Below are 18127 nucleotides of genomic sequence, written 5' to 3' on the forward strand. Positions count from 1 at the left end.
ACGTGGGGCGGGGTGATTTGACAGATGCTGAGTGGGAGCGGCTGCGGCCGTTCCTCCCGGCCAGCAACAGGCGTTGTGGACGATGGCGGGATTACCGACAGGTGATCGACGGGATTCTGCATCGGGTGCGAACCGGAGTTCAGTGGCGTGACCTGCCCGAACGGTTCGGCCCGTGGAAGACGGTCTACGAACGTCACCGGCTGTGGTCGGCCGACGGAACCTGGGAACGCCTGCTTCAGCATGTCCAGGCCGCAGCCGACGCGGCGGGCGAGATCGACTGGGACATCTCGGTCGACTCCACCATTGTCCGCGCACATCACCATGCGGTCGGCGCCCGCACCGAACCGCCGCCGGTCCCCGTCTCAAAAGGGGACGCAGCGGCAGAACACCAGCACGAGACGCCGTGGCGGAGTTCCTGGCGGCCGCCACGTTCCTGGAGATAGAGCCTGAGAACAGCCACGCCGGGTCGTGCGCTATGCCCTCGATGGTCGTCGCGCGAGCGTGCCCGGGCCTTCTCCCGTCCCGGCAGGGGGCGGGATCGCGCCGTCACGCGCGGGCGCGGCCGGTTCGCGCCCTGGTGGCGCCATCTCCACGCGAGTACGGTGCTGCGCTCACCGACGGATCGGGGCAGGGAGTCACGATGAGCGGGAACAGCAGCAGCGGGAACGGCGGGAACAGCGGGAGCGGCAGCGGGGCGGGTCAGCACCGCAGGGAGGACCCGCCGCTGTCGGGGGGCACGCCGCCGCCGGGCAACAGCGACGGCCAGGTCCAGAACCCGGGTTCGGGAACGGGCAGGCGCCGCAAGTGAGCACCGGTGACGACCTGCTGCACGAGGCACGGGACCGGCTGGATGCGGCCATGCAGAGCCGGGGCCTGTGGCCGGAGGGCAGCGCGTGGGTGCGCGGTGCGATGGCGGGCTTCCCCCGGCACCGCTTCGCCCCGGATGTGGTGTGGGAGTGGGACGGGTGGAGGTGGGTGGCTGTCGACCGTGAGCGTGAGCCCGGCCGGTGGGCGGCGCTGGTCTACCCCGAGCCACAGGACTCCACCGTCACCCAGGTCACCGACGGGCTGTCCACCTCCAGCCTGTCGTGCACGCAGGTCGTCGCCGACATGCTCGACTCGCTGATGCTCGAACCCGGCCAGAGCGTGGTCGAGCTGGGGACGGGGTCGGGCTGGAACGCGGCCCTGCTGGCGTACCGGGTCGGGCCGGAGGGCCGGGTGGTGTCGGTGGAGACCGACGCGGGCCTGGCGCGCGCCGCCGCCGAGCGCCTGGCGACGGCTGGGGCCCGCGTGGAGGTGCGGACCGGTGACGGGACGGCCGGGATCGCGGGCCTGGAGCCGGCGGATCGGCTGGTGGCGACCTACGCCGTCGAGACCGTGCCCGGGGCGTGGATCGAGCAGGTCCGGCCCGGCGGCCGGGTCGTCTTCCCGTGGGGACGCCTGGGCCACTTCGCGCTCACCGTGGCCGAGGATGGCAAGTCCGCGACCGGCTGGCTCCAGGGCCTCGCCACGTTCATGAGCGACCGGCATGAGACCGGCACAGCGACCTCGCCCGCCCTCGCCCCCGAGGGCGAGGAGGCCGTCGACGACCAGGAGATGTTTGAGGACCTGACAGGCGGTCACCTGCTGTTCGCGCTGCGCGTGTCACACCCGGGCATCGTCGTGAGTGTCGAAGGCAGCGGGGCACAGGCACGCATACGGCTGCGGGAAGAGCCCTCGGGGCGGTCGGCGCTCGTGGAGCGGGCCGACGGTGGGCTCGTTGCGGTCTCCGGTGAGGGCCGGGAGCTGTGGGCGGCGCTGCGGGCCGGCTACCGGCTCTGGTGCAAGCGCGGGCGGCCGGAGCAGTGGGACTTCGGGATGACGGTGAGCTCGGCCGGGCAGACCGTGTGGATCCACGACCCCGTAAGCGGCCCGTACGCCGGGGGAGCCCCGGGAAGGACTACCTTGCGCTCCCTGCCAGTCACCCCCTCCGAGTGAACTTCGGTCTTCGGGTGTAACTCAGGGGCGGCGGCGGGTGTCTGGCAGGGCATGGGAGACATCACCACGGCACACCTGTCCGGGCCTGGTACGGGCTACGTCGAGATCGTCGCGGCCGACGAGCCGACTGTCCGGCAGATCGCCGCCCTGTTGTCAGGGGCCTGGGCATCGAGCGGGCCGCCCGTGGTCCGGCAGGTCGGTCACCAGCCCGAGCGGGCGCCGTTTACCACACGGGTGTACCTGGACACCTCGCTGCCGGCGCCGGGCAAGACCCGCATGCTGCCCGCGCAATGGGCCTGCTTCGCGTTCCCGCCGTGGGGCGGCCGCGTGGACGGGGTGAAACCGACGTGCCTGCGACGCAGGAAGGACCACCGGCCGTGCGGGCGGCAGGCAGCGGAGTGGCCACGCGGGTACGGCGCGGACGATCCCGGAGCCTGCTGGTCGCACTTGACCGAAGAGGAGCAGCAAGAGTGCCTGCGGGTCCGGGAGGCCTACCGGGCGGCGTTCTGGGCGCTGAAGCAACGCCATAGAGAGGAAGCGGGGCACGGGCGGGACGAGTCGTGCGAGGGCTGCACCTGGCCACGCGGGCAGAAGCCGCCGGCCGCCTTCTAGGCCGTGTATCGAAAGTGGATCTTGGGCTGTGAATGATCACGGTTCATGGGTCGGGGAGATCTCACGGACGAGCAGTGGGCCGCGCTGGAACCGTTGTTGCCGAAGGGCACGAAGGCGGGCCGGCCGCCCGTCTGGTCTCGGCGGCAGTTGATCGACGGCATACGGTTTCGGGTCCGGACCGGTGTTCCGTGGCGGGACGTGCCCGTCGAGTACGGGCCGTGGGGCCGGGTCTACGACCTGTTCCGCCGGTGGCAGCGGACCGGAACCTGGCACCGGATCATGACCCGGCTGCAGTCCTTGGCCGATGCGAAGGGTGTGATCACGTGGGACCTGAGCGTCGACTCCACGGTCTGTCGTGCTCATCAGCACGCGACTGGGGCCCGCAAGCAGGGGGGCCTGCAGAAGGAACCGCCGGGCGGTGTCTTCACCGAGCCCGATGATCACGGACTGGGCCGCTCGCGCGGCGGGTTCACCACCAAGTTGCACCTGGCTGTCGAGCAGGGCCAGAAGCCCATGACGATCTTGATCGCGGCCGGGCAGCGCGGGGACTTGCCGCAGTTCGAACCCGTACTCAACAAGGTCCGAGTGCCCCGCATCGGGCCGGGTCGGCCGCGCGTCCGGCCCGATCGCGTGCGGGCTGACAAGGCGTACGCCTCCCGCAAGAACCGCGCCTACCTGCGGCGCCGCGGGATCCGCTGCACCATCCCGGACAAGGCCGACCAAGCACGCAACCGCCGAAAGCTCGGCTCCCAGGGCGGCCGGCCGCCGCACTTCGACCCGGTCAACTACCGCGAACGTCACGCGGTCGAGTGTGGGATCAACCGCCTTAAGAGGAACCGCGCCGTCGCCACGCGATACGACAAGCTCGCGGTCCGCTACGAGGCGACCGTCCTCGTAGCGGCCATCAACGAGTGGCTGTGACCCTTGGCCATCACGCGGTGGGATCCACGTTCCACATCGCTGGCAGATCGCTGCCGCAGAAGACGCAGACGAAGTCGTCCTCACGCACGATGTTGTGCTCCTGGCAGTCAGGGCACCGCCGGAACACCACCTCATGGGTGAAGCCGGAGGGCCGCCCAAGTTCTACGTCGTCCAGAGCATGAGCGACTGCCGGCCAGGAGGTCACGTCCGGGCAGTATCCGGTGGACTGGTTGCTGATCTCGCCCATGGTCCACCGGCCTGCCTCACGCATGAAGCTGATTTCGCCGGCACTGAGAACCATGTCCCCGCCGGCGCAGGCCACGTGCTCGCTTCGCCGCGGCGCCAGCCGAAGCACACCGTCCGTGCCGACCACGAAGGTGAACGGTTCGGTCAGCTCTGCTGCCGATCGCTCAGCGATCCAACCGTCGAAGTCAGCCGCCGAGCGGATCGGGCACCCGCCGCTGCCAGGCCGGACCACAGCCTTCAGCTCTACCGGCCCGACGTATCGGTAACTCCGCCCCCGCGCACTCACAGCAGCCAACCTAAAGCACTTCCGACACACGCCCTAGTCTTCTGAGTCAGGAATCCTGTTCAGATATGAGGCGAGGCGTTCGAGGATCTCGTCCGCGGTCTTAATCCAGACGTAGGGCTTGGGGTCAGTGTTCCAGGCGGCGATCCAGCCGCGGATATCCTGCTCCAGGGCCTGGACGGATTTGTAGACGCCTCGCCGTATCCGCTTGTTTGTCAGTTCGGCGAACCATCGCTCGACCAGGTTGAGCCAGGACGATCCTGTCGGTGTGAAGTGCGGGTGGAACCGGGGATGCGCCAGCAGCCAGGTCTTGATGGCCGGGGTCTTGTGGGTGGCGTAGTTGTCCAGCACCAGGTGGACATCGAGGCCGGCCGGGACTTCCCCGTCGAGCTTGATGAGGAACTTCTTGAACTCCTCGGCCCGGTGGCGGCGATGGAGTGAGCCGATCACCTTGCCGGTGGCGACCTCGAGGGCGGCGAACAGGGTGGTGGTACCGGCCCGGACGTAGTCGTGCGTGACGCGCTGCGGCACTCCGGGCATCATCGACAGCACCGACTGCGAGCGGTCCAGGGCCTGGATCTGCGACTTCTCGTCGACGCAGAAGACCAGGGCCCGCTCGGGCGGGTCCAGATAGAGGCCGACGACGTCGTGCACCTTGTCGACGAAGTACGGATCCGTCGACAGCTTGAACGTCTCCGAACGGTGCGGCTGCAGCCCGAAAGCCCGCCAGACCCGGGACACGGTCGACTGCGACAGGCCCAGTTCCTTCGCCATCGACCGTGTCGACCAGTGAGTCGCGTTCTTCGGTGCGGACTGCAGCGTCCTGGTGACCAGCGCGGCCACCTGCTCGTCCGTCACCGACCTCGGGCCGCCCGATCGGGGCATGTCACCCAGGCCGGCGATCCGGTGCTCGACGAACCTCGCCCGCCACCGGCCCACCGCATGCGCGGTCGAGCCGAGCCGGGCCGCGACGTCCTTGTTCGAAGCGCCTTCGGCGCAGGCCAGTATGATCCGGCACCTCAGAGCCCACGCCTGCGGTGTGGAACGGCGCCGCACCCATCCCTCGAGCGCGGCCCGCTCCTCATCCGACAAGATCAGCTCGGCCTTCGGCCGCCCCGTACGTGCCATAGGCCAAGTCTATACATCTGAACAGAATTCCTGACTCAGAAGACTAGGTCCCCGCGTCACCGCGGCGGACGACGCTTCGCCGGTGGTCCGCCCATCAGGCGCCCGGGTTCCAGCCTCCGGCCTCAAGTCCGGCGCGGTGAACGGGGTGGCCGGGCGGCGCCCACAGGGATCCCATCGGGCCCATCAGGCCGGGCGGGTATACGTACATCGGGTCGTCGAGCTGGCGCAGGGCTTCCAGCGAGCGGCGCATCCGGGCGACATGGGCCTGATCGGGTTCAGCCGAGTCGATCTCGGCCTGCCGGATCCACGGCGGGCTGTCAGGAGCGGACTGCTCGATCAGGGCCTGGAGCTCCACCTGACGTCGCCGGGTGCGCTCCGACTCGGCCCAGGGATGGTCCGACAGCAGCCACTCCGCCACCAGCGGATCGCCATCGTCCAGGTGGGACAGGTCGGGGGGCGGGCCGGGGTCGTGCAGGGGCTGCCAGCCGGAGAGGGCATCGTCAGGATCGCGCAAGGTCATGGTGAGCAGTCTGCCGTCTTCTCGTGCTGGCCGGGCATGACGGCAGGCCAATTGGAATGCTCGCTGCCGCGCATGGCTGGTCTGGTAGTCCCCGGGGCCACAGGCGGAACGGGATACGGCCGCCGACCCGGTTAGAACAAGGGTAAGTAACAGCACCTCTACAACCACTCCATCCCGACAACCGCATGATCGATTAACCGGATCACGGACTGGGTAGGACAAGCGATGGGCGTCTTCCCATAGTAGGAGGCTCCCTTTTCTCACCCGGCCGGAATCCCCGGCTTGATCGAAGGACAGCAGCATGGCCAGCGGCACTGTGAAGTGGTTCAACGCCGAGAAGGGCTTCGGATTCATCGCCCAGGACGGCGGCCCCGACGTCTTCGCCCATTACTCCAGCATCTCGGGCAACGGCTACCGCGAACTCGTTGAGGGTGAGGCCGTCACCTTCGACGTGACGCAGGGCCAGAAGGGCCCCCAGGCCGAGAACATCGTCCGCGGCTGACGTCCGCAGTTACCCGCCGGTCCTCACGGACCTGCGCACCACCTCGCATCAGACGTTGTGTACAGTGGAGTCACCGACGCGGGGTGGAGCAGCTCGGTAGCTCGCTGGGCTCATAACCCAGAGGTCGCAGGTTCAAATCCTGTCCCCGCTACGAAAGACAGGGGCCCAGCATCAGCCGGGCCCCTGTTGCGTACCACCGGCCGTGAGCTGAACTTGTGGGCGGCACGTCATTCACGGCAAGCGACGCTCACTACCGCGCTCGGTGGGGGTCAGGATCTGGGAGCAGGGCGGCGGGGAGCGCGCCCAGAAGCTCTCAACCCGACGACTTCGCCAGGCCATCCACGGGGCGTCACATCGACCCACAACTAACCGCACTCAGCCGTGGCCGCCCCTGCCGCCGACCTCCGTCCCGGCCGGAGTGAAAGTTCCGGCTCCTGCTCGCGGGCTGGCCCGCCGGAAGCGAAACCTGCAAGGTGGACATCGGGGCTGCAGCCCGCACGATGCCTTCATGATCACCGCCGCCGATCTGGCCGGCATACGCCGCACGATGCGTATCCTCCTCGCCCAGACACTCCTTCTGCGCGAGCGTCCCCCGCTCACCGAGGCTGCGAAACGGCTCGCCGCCGACCTGGCGCAAGTGCTGCGCTTTGCCCGCGGGGCGATGATGTAGGCACGGCCCATCGGAAGCCCCGACTGGTGCTCTCCACCCGTGCAGAAGCCCCCGCAGGACTACACCCGCACCTACGGCCAGGGGAGAACGGACCCACCTTCACAGTGCGCGAGGAGGACTTGCGGCGTGCCGGCCGGATAGGGGCGCTCGGCGACATGAGTCGTGCACACCAGCCGACTCCGACCATACCGCCACGCCTTCGCGACTGCCCGAGTGCAGGCGTGAACCGGGTCAAAGAGCTGAGAAGCCGAGTGAGCGCCAGGCAAGCAGGGCCATGGTGAGTGCCACCTCGCTCACTGCCCACACATGAGGGCGCAGGTGGGTCAACTCATTCGGCTGCCGGGGACGGTAGCGCAGGGGGCTATAACGGTGTGCGGCGTGGTGCAGTGCGAGCTGGCCCCAGCGCGCTGCGGGCCCGCAGCCGCCGATCCGGGTGATGATCGCCATGGTGTCGCCGAACACGTCCCCCGGTAGGCACGTTTGTCGACGAGGAGCCGGAGCGGTTAGCGGGCCAGAATATCTCCGAGATCAGCGGTGATTACTTCCAGGGTTCCTTGTAGCCGCCTCCGGTATACCAGGGGCTGTTGGCCAAGGCTCGATACAGCGCGGCCTGCCAGGAGTTCACGCCTTCGGAGACCGCCCAGTCCTCGGCACGCTCACGCAGGTGTTCAAGGACTGCTTTGGCGGACAGGCGGGGGAGGCTACGGCTGAGGTTCCTCAGTTCGGGGCCAGCCTGGGGGTTATAGAGGCGGGCGAGCTTCAGGATGGTGAAGTGGTGGCGAACCCGGGCGGCGAGCAGAGAGGGCATCTCGGGTGGCGGAACGGCTGCGAATACGACGGCGGGTTTCGGCGGGCCGGAAACGCGGGCGACCAGCCATGTGTGGTCGTGAATCTCGCCATCGTAGTAAGGGTGGAGGGTCTGCTGTTCGGCGTTGAGGGGGGCTTCTTCGCCCTTGTAGTAGTTGCAGTCGCGGCAGGCCGGGACGAGGTTGGCGGGGGCAACCGCCAGCAGCGGGTAGTGCGCCTTGGGTAGCTGGTGGTCAAGGGTGTCCGCGATGCCCTGGCCGCACAGTGCGCAGCGGTCATCGGGTGCCTCCTTGAGGAGCTGGTCGTAGAAGTCTCGCCCTGCGCTCTTCTTGTGCACCATACGGCTGCTGTAGGTGTTCTTGAGCTCCTTGTTGAGGCCGCCTTTCTTCTTCGGTTCTCCGTCGGGCAGGTCTTTGAGATGTCCGAGGGTGTGCAGGGCCCGGGCGGTGGCGGCGGTGTCGTATTCGGCAGCGGCGGCGGCGACGGTGTCCTTGAGCGCCTGCAGCTTGGTACGGACCGTCTTAGGCCTCGCCGTGGCTGTGCAGGTGTCGAAGACCGTTCGGGCGTCGAGGACGGGTTTGTCGATGGGGCGCATCAGCGGTCGCCCTCGAGGTCGGCGTCGTCGAGGTCGCGGGCGGCGATGAGTGAGCGGGCGATGATGCGTGCCTCCCCGCCGAGCCTGCGCTGGAAGCGGTCGAGGATGTCCTCGTAGGAAAGTCCTTCGTCGACCAGGATGCTCAGGTCACGATGGAAGCCGGTGTCGGTGACCTCGAGACCGAAGACCTCGTGGGTGAGTACACCGACGTTCTCGCCGAAGGTCTCGATGCTCGGTCGGCCGGCTGCGAGGTGGTCGCCGTAGCGGCGCAGCTTCCACACGCAGTGTGCGGGGACCTCCTGCAGGACGACGGGGGAGTGGGTGGCGACGATTGCGAGGCCGTTACGGTCGGTGAGCAGGTCAGATAGGACACGTATGAACGCGGACAGCAGCGGTGGGTGGAGGTGGGTTTCGGGTTCGTCGATCAGGACCAGGGTGCGTTCGCCAACGAGCTCGACCAGCCGGGTCACGGTCAGCAGCACGACCTTGTGGCCGGAGCTGAGGGAGGCGAACAGCTTGCGGGCGGCCGTACGGCGGCGGGCGGCATTGGTCATGGCGGTGAAGGAGGCAAGCCAGTCTTCTTCCAGCAGCCCGCTGCCGGAGTACGACAGGGTTGCGAGGGCGCGGGCCCAGCGTTCGGCCTGCTCGCCGGTGAGGCAGGCTTCGATGCTGTTGGCGAAGTCCCGCTTGAGCTGGGACGGCGACTTCATGCGAGGTGTCCGCGTGGGGGAGGTGACGCGCAGGCCGACGTGAGCGGTGCGGAAGGTGTCGCTGTCGGGGAGGTGGGGCAGGTCGTCGAAGGCGCTGAAGGAGATGCTGACGAGGTTGGCGAAGGAGCGCCGGCTGCCGCGGCCCTCCTCCAGGATTCGGCCCACCTCGGTGGGGCGGGCGTCGGGGTCGGCGACGGCACGGGCGAGACGGTTGAGCAGGACGGACTTCCCGGCCCCGTTGCGGCCGGTCAGGACGTGGATGTTGCTGGGCGGCAGCACGTCCCGCGTGACAGTGAACGACAGCAACAGTTCATCACCGCCTCCGAGGGCCGGGGTTTCGTAGGCGACGTCGAAGGAGGTCACACGAGTGCCGCCGCGGGCGATGCGCCGAAACTGCTCCTCGACCGTGGCCCGTCGTACGAACCGCCACAGCGCGGTGCGGGTGACGTCCTCGTCCTGGGCGAGTTCGAAGACCTCTTCGTCAAAGGCCATATCCCTCAGGCCCGCCAGAACGGCAGTACGCGTGTCGTCACCCAGGCGGGCGAGGCGTTCGTAGTAGGTGTCGTCCTGGCCGACGGAGAAGTACTCGCCGGGGATCTCATCGAACTCATCCGGAGGCTGGACGACGGTCTCGGCACGTCGGCTCATGCCCAGCGCGCCGATCTTCACCGGGCCGATCTCATGACGGCCGCGCTCGTCGATGACCGTCAGGTGGAACATGGTGCGCCACCCGAAGTCGTCCCAGTGGTCCCGCTCCAGCACGGCGACAGGGTGGGGAATCGTCGTCACGTGGTCGTTGCGGTCGAGCACGATGAACCGCACGGCGGCCCCCTTTGCTGCGTTCTTGCCTGTCCCGCCTGCTGTACGCGGGCTCCGCAGACGATCCTACGGTGGGTGGCTACCGGAACACCTTCTGGGCGCCGGCCCGGCCCGTGAGGTCTGCCTGGACAGCATCAGGGATGCCGACCACCACACCGGAAATGACCTATTACAGGGCGGTCCTGGACATCGTTTGGCTCGGACGAGACCCACCAGCAACGCCGCATTCTGCGTTCTCGGTGTGAGCGCCGGCCTCCCACATCATCCCTGCTCCCGGGCGACCTCACGGGAATATCTCTGAGAGACGGGCTCGGCAGGCTCTTGGAAGAGGCACACGGCCAAGGGCTGGTCCGAGTCACCCACAAGAGCGACCTCTTCCACCCCGACCTGCTGCAGGATCCGCAGGATGTCTGCGAATCTTCACCGCGATGCCACACTGGTCAGCCCAACCGGCCTATCACGCTAAGGAATTGCACTAGTGTCCGAGACTGACGTCGCCGCCGATCCCGGCCCCGAGATCCGCGCCGGCGGCTGCCTGTGCGGGAAGGTGCGCTTCACCGTCATCGGCCCGGTGGACGACCCGCACGTATGCCGGTGTACACACTGCGCCAAGCGCTCCGGCGCCCCGTTCCAGTGGTGGGCCGGGTTCCCGGCGGCCGGGCTGCAGTGGACCGGCGAGAGCGGTGAGCCGACCTGGTACGACACTCACCCCGGCAAGACCGCCCGTGGATTCTGCGGCGAATGCGGCAGCCACGTTGCCGCCCGTGACTACGACGACGACTCAGTTATCGGCATCCTCGCCACCGCCATCGACCACTACGACACCGACACGGCCCTGACTCCCACCAACTTGGACCGGGTTGCCGAGGCCGCGCTCTGGCTCGCCCAGTACGCCCCTCGCCCTGCTGTAGGCGGCTGGCCTCGGGCCCGACCGCACCGCATGGACTCCCCCGCCGACCCATCAAGCACCGTGAAGCCGCCGATCGGATCGGTCGGCGGCTTCGCGGCAGCGCTTCTCGCCGGTCGGCCGGAGCAGGTAGGCCTCCCCCTCAGAGGGACCGCATCACTGCGACAACCTTGCCCATGATCACCGTGCCGTCTTTCAGCCGGATCGGCGAGAAGGCGACGTTGCACGGCATGAGCCAGAGCCCGTCTTCGTCAATGCGGAGCTTCTTTACGGTGGCCGCTCCATCCAGAAGCGCGGCGACGATGTCCCCCTGCTCAGCCGTTGCCTGACGGCGGACGGTGACAATGTCACCTTCCCGGATTCCCGCGTCGATCATGCTCTGGCCCACTACTTTGAGCGCGAACAGCTCTCCATGGCCGACGACCGTACGAGGCATCGGCAGGACATCCTCTACCTGCTGCTCGGCAGTGATGGGAGCGCCGGCAGCAATCCGTCCGACCAACGGTACCCGGGCAATGCTCGCTGTGTCCGCGGCCTGTTCGACCCGCGCGCTGAGAGCGGCATCGGAGGGCTCGGGCAGAGGGTTGGCACCGAGGAGCACCAGGGCGCGCGAGGTGAGCGCATACGCCCGGGGCCGCTGCGGGTCCCGGTGCAGGAATCCCTTGTCCTCCAGCACTAGGAGCTGATGCGCTACGGAGCTGGTACTGGACAGCCCCACAGCCTGACCGACTTCGCGCATCGACGGCGGGTATCCACGATCACGGACGGTGTCGCTGAGACAGGCCAGGATGCTCCACTGCCGTGGGGTCAGTCCTTCGGTGTCCTCTCGGATCCCCGGCGGTCGGCCGGGAAGTGTATTTGCGGTATTCATGGACATTCCCCTCATCACCCTTTCGTGGCTTGAAAGTAACTCACGGCACGCAATGAGGGGAACAGGGTTTCGATATCGGTTGGAGTGCCATCGCGGCACGTCAGAGTTGCTCAGAGCTTTCAGCCATAGGCCGTGCATCGAAAATGGATCTTGGGCTGTCAATGATCACGGTTCATGGGGCGGGGAGATCTCACGGACGAGCAGTGGGCGGTGCTGGAGCCGTTGCTACCGAAGGGGACGAAGGCAGGACGGCCGCCGGTCTGGTCCCGGCTGTCGGCGTACGGACTTTTTCCCCAGATGCGTACGGACGAACGGGCTCTGTCGCTGATCTTGTGACGTTCAGGTCTGTTCTGCCGATCGTGATCCGGCCTGCCGGACTGCGCCGACATGCTGGAAGCCGGCCTTTTCATACGCGCGGATCGCGCCCACGTTCGGCGAGAGTACCTTCAGCCAGACCATCCGAAGGTTGGTGACGTGGAACGCGTAATCGAGGGTGAGCCAGGTCGCGGCAGCGCCCAGCCCCTGACCACGGGCCTCCGGACTGAGCATGATCACGAACTCGGCCGTGCGGACACCGTGGTCGGGCAGCAGGGTCGCAACGCCGACCGGCGTCGCCTCAGCGCCGCCAAGGTCTTAGATGGTGAAGCGGATGTTCTCGCCGCGCAGATGGTGGGCCATGCCCTCGGTACGGGCCTCCAGGGACTCGGGCGCCTGGCGCCCGTAGCCGACCAGGAGGGTGGGGTTCTGCTCCCAGTGCCAGTACGTCTCGACGAGGTCAGCACGGTACGGGCCGAGCCCACAGGTTTCGGTGCGCAGCCAGATGATCGGGTCGGCGGGCTGGTGATGGCGGTCTCCGATCGTGAGCACGGGGGTGTAGATGCGGGTCGACGACGGCTCGGCGACGTCGACGCCGTTCATAGTCTGCACCCAGGCGTGGAGCCGGATCGGGTCGGACGCGATTCCGTGGCACCAGCGGACGCCGAGGCGCCGAGAGGCGAGCAGCAGTACGGCGGCGACGGTCTCCTCCAGGCACGCGGTGCGACCGGGGGAGTACCAGCCGGCGCGCCTCTGTGACCAGAGGTGAACTACCTTTCACAGGACAGGATTGCAGATACTCATCGCGAAATCGTCCGCCGGAACGCCTTTGGAGGCTGGTGCGGGGCAGTGGTCCTCGGCGCCCGGATGGTACGACGCCTATACGGCGGCGCCGGGTGTCCGGTGTCACCGGCACGCTCGAGAGCAAGCCGCAGGGCTTATCCCTTAAGGGAGATCCAGCAGACGTCACAGACCGGTGCTCTCCCAGGACCTGAAATGGAGACGTACATGTCAGAGCATCCGGTTAGAGTGCGTCCTCGAACTGAAGAACAGCATGAGTGCAGGGGTGGGGCACATGAGGATGCGCACAGCGGCCGGCGCCGCAGGAGTCGTGCTGATGGTAGGCGCGCTGAGCGGCTGCGGTACTGAGCGGGCCGTGGAGACTGTCGATGAGGCGGTCGACGTACTCGCGGCACTGAGGAAGACGTCCACGAAGGCCGACCAGGTGGGTTCGGCTCAGGTCGAGACGACCGTCAGCATGCCCGGTCTCAAGGGCGTCAAGATGGAGGGTCTGTGGTCCTGGGGCAAGGGCACCGCCTTCGATATCCGGATGGACACCAAGCAGGCCGGCATGGCCGCGGTGGTGAAGACCGACACCGTCCGGGTTCTGTTCGTCGACGGAACCTACTACTACAACGTGGACCCTTTGCTGGTCGGTGGGCCTGCCGGTAAGCACTGGCTCAGTGTCAATGCCGACGTCGTCATGGGCCGGGACGGCACGGACATGGCCAAGCAGAGCAACCCCGTCGCGGGCTTGCGTTTCATCGGAAGCTCCAAGCAGGCCGAGGAGATCGGCGAGGAAACCGTTCTCGGCCGCAAGACGACCCACTACTCCGCGATCATCAGTAAGGACGATCTTGGCCGGGCGGGCGATGTCCTCGCACCGAACGACAAGAACGCCCTGATGAACAGCTTCACCGGCGGCAACGTCACATCCATCACTCTGGAGGTCTGGGTCGACGGACAGGATCTCCCGGCCCGCATCGAGCAGAAGATGGGCAAAGCGAACATCTCGATGAATTTCAAGTCCTTCGACAAAGCCAAGAAGGTCACCGCTCCCGCGGCCTCCGACGTCTTCGACATGACGGAGTCGCTCAAGCAGCAGGCAGGCACAGGCCAGAGCTGATCCTTCCTGTGCGCGGATCGGGCGTTCACCCGCACCACATTTGTTCGTAGTGCAGGGTGCTGTCCACTCCAATCGACCACTACGACACTGGCAGGGCCCTGCTCCCACCCACCTAAACCAGGCCGCTGAGGCCGCGCCCTGGCTCGCCCAATGCGCCCCCACCTTGCTGTGGGCGGCTGACCTCGGGCCCGACCACGCCGCATGGACTTCTTCGCAGGCCTGTCAAGCAGCACGAAGCCGCCGATCGGATTGGTCGGCGGCTTCGCGGCAGTCCTCCTGGCCGACTGCTGGAGCAGGTAGGTCTCCCTCTCAATGGGGTCCGGGAACGAGCCGACCCGCCACCCGGGCCCGCGGGTCGCGCTCCCGCCGGACCTTGAAGCACGGGTCGCCCGCGGCTTCGAACTCGGCGGCAGCGGCTTCCTGGGCACCGAGCTGGTACGCCAAGCGGTAGCCGCAGGCCGGCCTCCGGCCGTCACGTTCCACTCCCGTCTCGGCAACGTCGACGAGGCGACGTGGCGCCATCTCGACTTCCGCAACCCATCCCGCTTGGGGGAGGTTCTTGACACGGTGACTCCGACCGTGGTGATCAAAACGACGAGCGGCGGAGCGGACTGGGCCATCACCGCCGAAGGCGGCGTCCGCCTCGCCCTGGCTGCGGCCGATCGCAGCATCCGCCTGGTGCTCGTCTCCAGCGACGCCATCTTCTCCGGCCAGGGCCGCGACCCAACCTAGGGCCTGTGTGATGTCGTGATCATTCGGAAGTCTTCAGTAGGTCGTCGATCCAGATCATGGCGGCGCGAAGTTCAACGCCGGCCAGGTAGCTTTCGGGCGACTTGTCATAGCGGGTGGCGATGCCTCTCCAGGCTTTCAGCTTGTTGATCGCGCGTTCGACGGTGTTCCGGTCTTTGTAGAGAGCGGCGTCGTGACCGACGGGCCGGCCACCGTGGGCGCCTCTCTTCTTGCGGTGGGCGGCTTGGTCCTGCTTTTCCGGGATGACCGCCTTGATTCCGCGTTTTCGCAGGTAGGCGCGGTTGCCGCGGGATGAGTAGGCCTTGTCTGCGGCAACCGCCCGGGGTTTGGTGCGGGGGCGGCCGACGGGCAGGCGGATCCGGACCTTTGCCAGGACGGGGATGAACTGAGGGCTGTCTCCGGCCTGCCCGGCGGTCAGGACCAGTGCCAAGGGGCGGCACCTGCGGTCGGCAGCGAGATGAATCTTGCTCGTCAGGCTGCCCCGGGACCTGCCGAGCAGGGCTTCTCTCAGGCGCTGCTTGCGCCTGCGCCGGATGCGCCGGCGCTCGGCATGTCCGTTCTGTTCCTCCGGCTCGCCCCCTTTTGCCGGGCTGCCTCCTGCTCCTGCACCGCTTCCTCGACGGCTTCCATCAGGTGCCTGCTGACACGCATGCCGGCAGAGTCGTGATGGGCGCGGACCGTAGTGGAATCCACGCTGACCAGCGACAAGTCCGTCTTTCCCTGCCGGGCGGCCTCAGCGGTCAAGCCCTCCAACAGGGCAGCGAACACACCAGCGTCCCGCCAGACGCGGAACCGTCCGTAAACGGTGGGCCACGGGCCGAACTCGGCAGGCATCTCCCGCCACTGCCCACTGGTCCGAAACCGCCAAATCACACCCTCGAACTGCTCCCGCAACCGCTCCGGGTACGGACCGTATCCACCGATCGGCAGATACGGCTCGATGAACTTCCACTGCGCATTGGTGAGTTGCCTACGCGTCACGAGCACAGTCCTACCGGATCCCACCCCCTGGAGGTAGGCACAACCCAGAAACTGATCACGACATCACACAGGCCCTAGTCGGGAGCAGGCTGAGAAGAGGCGCGGTTCAACCCTGGGATGAAAAGAGTTCGATCAGGCGTTCACGCTGGCGCTTGCCCAGGCCCTGGATGCGGCGCGTTTCCGTGATTCCGAGTTCGGTCAGGTGACGGCGGGCGCCGACCTTGCCTATACCGGGCAGCGACTGCAACAGGTGCAGGGCACGGGTCTGCCGTGCGGTGTCATCGTCCCGTTCAAGGACATCGGCAAGGGAGAGCCGTCTCGCCTTGAGCGCGGCAAGCATCTCACTGCGTTCCTTGCGGATCCGCACTGCCTTCGCCAGGGCCGCGGCCCGCTGCTCGGAGGTGAGAGTAGGGGTGGGGGTGGGCATGGTGCTCCTTCGTCGGTTAGTGGGCTCATCATGTTCAAGAGGACTGTCTTTGAACAGGGATTATCTGTTCAGGTGCGGCAATCGGGCTCTCCATGGCAGATCGGTGCGGTGATCGCGCGTCGTTCGGCCCTGGTCACAGGGGGCGGTGCCTGGGTGCTTGCCCGTATGTCCGATGAAGCCAAAGTGCAAACAGGCAGGCCTCGCGTACGGTCTGCCTCCACATACCGTCTGATCGTCGATCGACATGAAGCGCTGGATACACACGCCATGTTGCCGTCGCTGTAGGTGGACTATGAGCAGGGGTGAGCTTCAGGACCTTCGCGGCTGCGGAGCGGCACTCCGATGGAACCTGCCCGGCTGAAACTGCTCGGGTTGTCGGTGCCTGGGAGCACAATGAGCGGACGTCACTCTTCTGGAGCAACTGGAGCAGGATGGACCGACGGCTCATTCAGACCGCAGTCTTCGGCAGCCCGGACTCGGATGATCCGGCCCTTTGCCCGGAGATCCCCGAGGAACTGGAAGCCTTCCGCCGTGAGCACGCCGGCGTCACCATCTGGTGCGGCACCCGGTTCGAGGGCGGCTGCGGCCGACAATTGACCACCCGGCTGTACACAGACAAAATCTGTCACTTCGCCCATTACGGGAGCGGCGGCACCGGCCGGCCCTGCGGCCGCAAGGACCGCGGCAAGGACGATGCCAACCATCTGTTCGCCAAGGCACACCTGGCATCGTGGCTGCGCGCCCAAGGCACCACTGCCGAGTTCGACTTCCCCGAACCGCTGGGATCCGCGGTGACAGTCCGTCTTCCCGACGGACGCAAGCTCCACCTCCACCTCGACCGCAACCAGCCCGTCTCCTGGGATCCCACCGTCTGGGAGACGATCCTGGGCCCCGGCGTCCGGGACCCCCATGCCCTCATCCAGCGCGGCTACCTCCACCGGGTGCGCTTCGACGACCGCCCTGGAGGCGGCCGCATCCTGCTGTTCGGCACCGAGATCCACGGCCGGGGCACTGAGCACTGGGACACCCTGGAGGACATCGTCCTCACCCCCGAGGCACTGGTCTCCAGAACAAGACCGGCCGATGTCCGCACCCCCGCCCCGGTGCCCCAGCCGGACAAGGAAGCAGCGGAGCGGCAGATCGTCACCATCACCCGCCCCACCACTTCAGGCCCCCGCCGCACCGACCCAGTCCAAAAACTGCTGCGCCATCTCCACACCGACACCGACACACCCGGCAAGATCAAAACCGCCATCGGCGCGATCGAGAAGCTGCTGCAAACCGACCTGCACCCTGACGACGCCAACCGGCTGCGTTTCGCGTTGACCAGGTGTCTGCGCCGGCTGGAGGAACACACCCAGCGCCGGCAGAGCGTGATGCTTCAGTTGCGGCAGAAGCCGACCGAAGGGCTGTATCACCTCGCCATCGAACTGATCCGTGATGACCCCGACGTGCCGCAAGAGGACAGCGACCTCATCGACTCCCTCACCGCTCGTCTGGAACGCGTACGAGCCGAGCGGCAAGCCGCAGCACAGCGTGCACGCGAGGAACGCCGCGAGGAAAAGGCACGACAAGCCGAAGCCGCGCGTCAGGCCAGGGAAAAGGAGAAAGCCGCCCAGGCGGCAGCCGCTGAACGGGCGGCCCAGCAAGCCCGGCAGGCACGCACAGAGAAGGTAAGGATGCTCGCCCCGGCCGTCCGCGGCGCCCTGAAGAAGGCCGCCCGCGAGGACCGCATCACCACCTGGCCCGAGCTTCGGGACAAGACCGGCCTGCGCCAGCTCAACCGCCTCGACCACGAGGAAAAGCTCGAACTGCTCACCCTTGTCGAGGCCGACACCACACCTGAAGAACCCCTGTGGTCCACCCTCATCACTGAGGACAACGACAGCGCCGGGCTGAGGCTGCACCGCGACATCTGCCGTCTCCTGGGACGCCCCCTACCTGTCGGCGACATGGACCTCATCGATCAGCTCCACGCAGAACGCGGCAGACTCCACCGCCGGCAATGACCACCCCACGCGTCCCGGCGGCCGAAGCCGCCGGGACGCGCTCTGCCGATGACACGTTCGGCAAGTGTGCAGACAGGCTGCTGCCCGGCACCGACAGCGCGACCATAGCGGGCATTGAGAACCCTTCTGGAGGCCGTTGTTGCCACGGGCACTCAAGGTGGCTGCTCAGGA

Annotated in this window: 17 protein-coding genes, 1 tRNA gene and 4 pseudogenes; 12 read left to right on the forward strand and 10 right to left on the reverse strand. The window is 67.3% G+C overall.

Features of this window, described 5'->3' with window-relative positions:
- Window positions 1-2 precede the first annotated feature (2 nt).
- The 5 genes and pseudogenes from ACFYNX_RS26670 to ACFYNX_RS26690 all read left to right on the forward strand — a co-directional run.
- A pseudogene (locus ACFYNX_RS26670) lies at window positions 3-356 on the forward strand (IS5 family transposase); the annotation flags it as partial.
- 284 nt (window positions 357-640) lie between these two features.
- Window positions 641-808, forward strand: coding sequence for a hypothetical protein (locus tag ACFYNX_RS26675; RefSeq protein ID WP_388664815.1), 168 nt, complete (start codon window positions 641-643; stop codon window positions 806-808).
- Window positions 805-1977, forward strand: a complete 1173-nt coding sequence (locus ACFYNX_RS26680) for a protein-L-isoaspartate O-methyltransferase (protein ID WP_388664817.1) — start codon at window positions 805-807, stop codon at window positions 1975-1977. The genes ACFYNX_RS26675 and ACFYNX_RS26680 overlap by 4 nt, the downstream gene beginning before the upstream one ends.
- Window positions 1978-2028: 51 nt before the next feature.
- Window positions 2029-2589, forward strand: a complete 561-nt coding sequence (locus tag ACFYNX_RS26685; protein ID WP_388664819.1) for a DUF6207 family protein — start codon at window positions 2029-2031, stop codon at window positions 2587-2589.
- 45 nt (window positions 2590-2634) lie between these two features.
- Window positions 2635-3510 carry an IS5 family transposase gene (locus ACFYNX_RS26690; RefSeq protein WP_388664821.1) on the forward strand — a complete coding sequence of 292 codons (876 nt, stop codon included), beginning with the start codon at window positions 2635-2637 and terminating at the stop codon, window positions 3508-3510.
- A 10-nt stretch (window positions 3511-3520) separates the two neighbouring features.
- Here ACFYNX_RS26690 and ACFYNX_RS26695 read toward each other — a convergent pair whose 3' ends face one another.
- From ACFYNX_RS26695 to ACFYNX_RS26705, 3 genes are all read right to left on the reverse strand, one after another.
- Window positions 3521-4042 carry a hypothetical protein gene (locus ACFYNX_RS26695; protein ID WP_388664823.1) on the reverse strand — a complete coding sequence of 174 codons (522 nt, stop codon included), beginning with the start codon at window positions 4040-4042 and terminating at the stop codon, window positions 3521-3523.
- Between the two features lie 33 nt (window positions 4043-4075).
- On the reverse strand, window positions 4076-5167 hold the full coding sequence (locus ACFYNX_RS26700) for an IS630 family transposase (protein WP_388664825.1): 1092 nt from the start codon (window positions 5165-5167) through the stop codon (window positions 4076-4078).
- Between the two features lie 94 nt (window positions 5168-5261).
- A complete protein-coding gene (locus tag ACFYNX_RS26705; RefSeq protein WP_388664826.1) occupies window positions 5262-5687 on the reverse strand; it encodes a hypothetical protein in 426 nt (141 codons plus the stop codon).
- A gap of 301 nt (window positions 5688-5988) precedes the next feature.
- Between ACFYNX_RS26705 and ACFYNX_RS26710 the strand changes: the two genes are divergently transcribed.
- The 3 genes from ACFYNX_RS26710 to ACFYNX_RS26720 all read left to right on the forward strand — a co-directional run bounded on the left by ACFYNX_RS26710 (window position 5989) and on the right by ACFYNX_RS26720 (window position 6859).
- Window positions 5989-6189, forward strand: a complete 201-nt coding sequence (locus ACFYNX_RS26710) for a cold-shock protein (protein WP_361847256.1) — start codon at window positions 5989-5991, stop codon at window positions 6187-6189.
- Window positions 6190-6266: 77 nt separating this feature from the next.
- Window positions 6267-6340: transfer RNA gene (locus tag ACFYNX_RS26715), tRNA-Met, on the forward strand.
- A gap of 357 nt (window positions 6341-6697) precedes the next feature.
- Window positions 6698-6859, forward strand: coding sequence for a hypothetical protein (locus ACFYNX_RS26720; protein ID WP_388664828.1), 162 nt, complete (start codon window positions 6698-6700; stop codon window positions 6857-6859).
- A gap of 538 nt (window positions 6860-7397) precedes the next feature.
- Here the strand turns inward: ACFYNX_RS26720 and ACFYNX_RS26725 are convergent.
- Together ACFYNX_RS26725 and ACFYNX_RS26730 are read right to left on the reverse strand one after the other, a co-directional pair.
- On the reverse strand, window positions 7398-8261 hold the full coding sequence (locus tag ACFYNX_RS26725) for an HNH endonuclease (RefSeq protein ID WP_388664830.1): 864 nt from the start codon (window positions 8259-8261) through the stop codon (window positions 7398-7400).
- On the reverse strand, window positions 8261-9793 hold the full coding sequence (locus ACFYNX_RS26730) for an AAA family ATPase (RefSeq protein WP_388664832.1): 1533 nt from the start codon (window positions 9791-9793) through the stop codon (window positions 8261-8263). The genes ACFYNX_RS26725 and ACFYNX_RS26730 overlap by 1 nt, the downstream gene beginning before the upstream one ends.
- Window positions 9794-10268: 475 nt before the next feature.
- Between ACFYNX_RS26730 and ACFYNX_RS26735 the strand changes: the two genes are divergently transcribed.
- Entirely contained in the window at window positions 10269-10877 is a 609-nt protein-coding gene (locus ACFYNX_RS26735; RefSeq protein WP_388664834.1) for a GFA family protein, read from the forward strand.
- On the opposite strand, the gene lexA is transcribed toward ACFYNX_RS26735, so the two are convergent.
- The 3 genes and pseudogenes from lexA to ACFYNX_RS26750 all read right to left on the reverse strand — a co-directional run.
- Window positions 10840-11583 (reverse strand): transcriptional repressor LexA, encoded by a 744-nt coding sequence (lexA, locus tag ACFYNX_RS26740; protein WP_388664836.1) that lies wholly within the window; start codon window positions 11581-11583, stop codon window positions 10840-10842. The two genes, ACFYNX_RS26735 and lexA, sit on opposite strands and share 38 nt — an antisense overlap.
- A 324-nt stretch (window positions 11584-11907) precedes the next feature.
- Window positions 11908-12168 (reverse strand): annotated as a pseudogene (locus ACFYNX_RS26745) (GNAT family N-acetyltransferase); the annotation flags it as partial.
- A 33-nt stretch (window positions 12169-12201) separates the two neighbouring features.
- A pseudogene (locus ACFYNX_RS26750) lies at window positions 12202-12633 on the reverse strand (lasso peptide biosynthesis B2 protein); the annotation flags it as partial.
- 325 nt (window positions 12634-12958) lie between these two features.
- Between ACFYNX_RS26750 and ACFYNX_RS26755 the strand changes: the two are divergent.
- Both ACFYNX_RS26755 and ACFYNX_RS26760 read left to right on the forward strand, forming a co-directional pair.
- Window positions 12959-13789, forward strand: coding sequence for a hypothetical protein (locus ACFYNX_RS26755; protein WP_388664838.1), 831 nt, complete (start codon window positions 12959-12961; stop codon window positions 13787-13789).
- Window positions 13790-14101: 312 nt separating this feature from the next.
- Window positions 14102-14521, forward strand: coding sequence for a sugar nucleotide-binding protein (locus ACFYNX_RS26760; protein ID WP_388664840.1), 420 nt, complete (start codon window positions 14102-14104; stop codon window positions 14519-14521).
- 19 nt (window positions 14522-14540) lie between these two features.
- Here ACFYNX_RS26760 and ACFYNX_RS26765 read toward each other — a convergent pair.
- A pseudogene (locus ACFYNX_RS26765) lies at window positions 14541-15520 on the reverse strand (IS5 family transposase).
- A gap of 106 nt (window positions 15521-15626) precedes the next feature.
- A complete protein-coding gene (gene mihF / locus ACFYNX_RS26770) occupies window positions 15627-15947 on the reverse strand; it encodes an integration host factor, actinobacterial type (protein WP_388664842.1) in 321 nt (106 codons plus the stop codon).
- Window positions 15948-16378: 431 nt separating this feature from the next.
- Between mihF and ACFYNX_RS26775 the strand changes: the two genes are divergently transcribed.
- Window positions 16379-17956, forward strand: a complete 1578-nt coding sequence (locus tag ACFYNX_RS26775; RefSeq protein WP_388664844.1) for a hypothetical protein — start codon at window positions 16379-16381, stop codon at window positions 17954-17956.
- Window positions 17957-18127 lie beyond the last annotated feature (171 nt).

The organism is Streptomyces sp. NPDC007872, assembly GCF_042868165.1.
In the GTDB taxonomy this organism is placed as follows: Bacteria; Actinomycetota; Actinomycetes; order Streptomycetales; family Streptomycetaceae; genus Streptomyces.

Excerpts from the sequence above, each read along its gene's own strand:
- ACFYNX_RS26755 (WP_388664838.1), top strand. The coding sequence starts at position 12,959 with ATGAGGATGCGCACAGCGGCCGGCGCCGCAGGAGTCGTGCTGATGGTA.
- ACFYNX_RS26760 (WP_388664840.1), top strand. The coding sequence starts at position 14,102 with ATGGGGTCCGGGAACGAGCCGACCCGCCACCCGGGCCCGCGGGTCGCG.
- ACFYNX_RS26705 (WP_388664826.1), bottom strand. The coding sequence starts at position 5,687 with ATGACCTTGCGCGATCCTGACGATGCCCTCTCCGGCTGGCAGCCCCTG.
- lexA (WP_388664836.1), bottom strand. The coding sequence starts at position 11,583 with ATGAGGGGAATGTCCATGAATACCGCAAATACACTTCCCGGCCGACCG.
- ACFYNX_RS26725 (WP_388664830.1), bottom strand. The coding sequence starts at position 8,261 with ATGCGCCCCATCGACAAACCCGTCCTCGACGCCCGAACGGTCTTCGAC.
- ACFYNX_RS26775 (WP_388664844.1), top strand. The coding sequence starts at position 16,379 with ATGGACCGACGGCTCATTCAGACCGCAGTCTTCGGCAGCCCGGACTCG.
- ACFYNX_RS26700 (WP_388664825.1), bottom strand. The coding sequence starts at position 5,167 with ATGGCACGTACGGGGCGGCCGAAGGCCGAGCTGATCTTGTCGGATGAG.
- ACFYNX_RS26720 (WP_388664828.1), top strand. The coding sequence starts at position 6,698 with ATGATCACCGCCGCCGATCTGGCCGGCATACGCCGCACGATGCGTATC.
- ACFYNX_RS26710 (WP_361847256.1), top strand. The coding sequence starts at position 5,989 with ATGGCCAGCGGCACTGTGAAGTGGTTCAACGCCGAGAAGGGCTTCGGA.
- ACFYNX_RS26675 (WP_388664815.1), top strand. The coding sequence starts at position 641 with ATGAGCGGGAACAGCAGCAGCGGGAACGGCGGGAACAGCGGGAGCGGC.
- ACFYNX_RS26690 (WP_388664821.1), top strand. The coding sequence starts at position 2,635 with ATGGGTCGGGGAGATCTCACGGACGAGCAGTGGGCCGCGCTGGAACCG.
- ACFYNX_RS26685 (WP_388664819.1), top strand. The coding sequence starts at position 2,029 with ATGGGAGACATCACCACGGCACACCTGTCCGGGCCTGGTACGGGCTAC.
- mihF (WP_388664842.1), bottom strand. The coding sequence starts at position 15,947 with ATGCCCACCCCCACCCCTACTCTCACCTCCGAGCAGCGGGCCGCGGCC.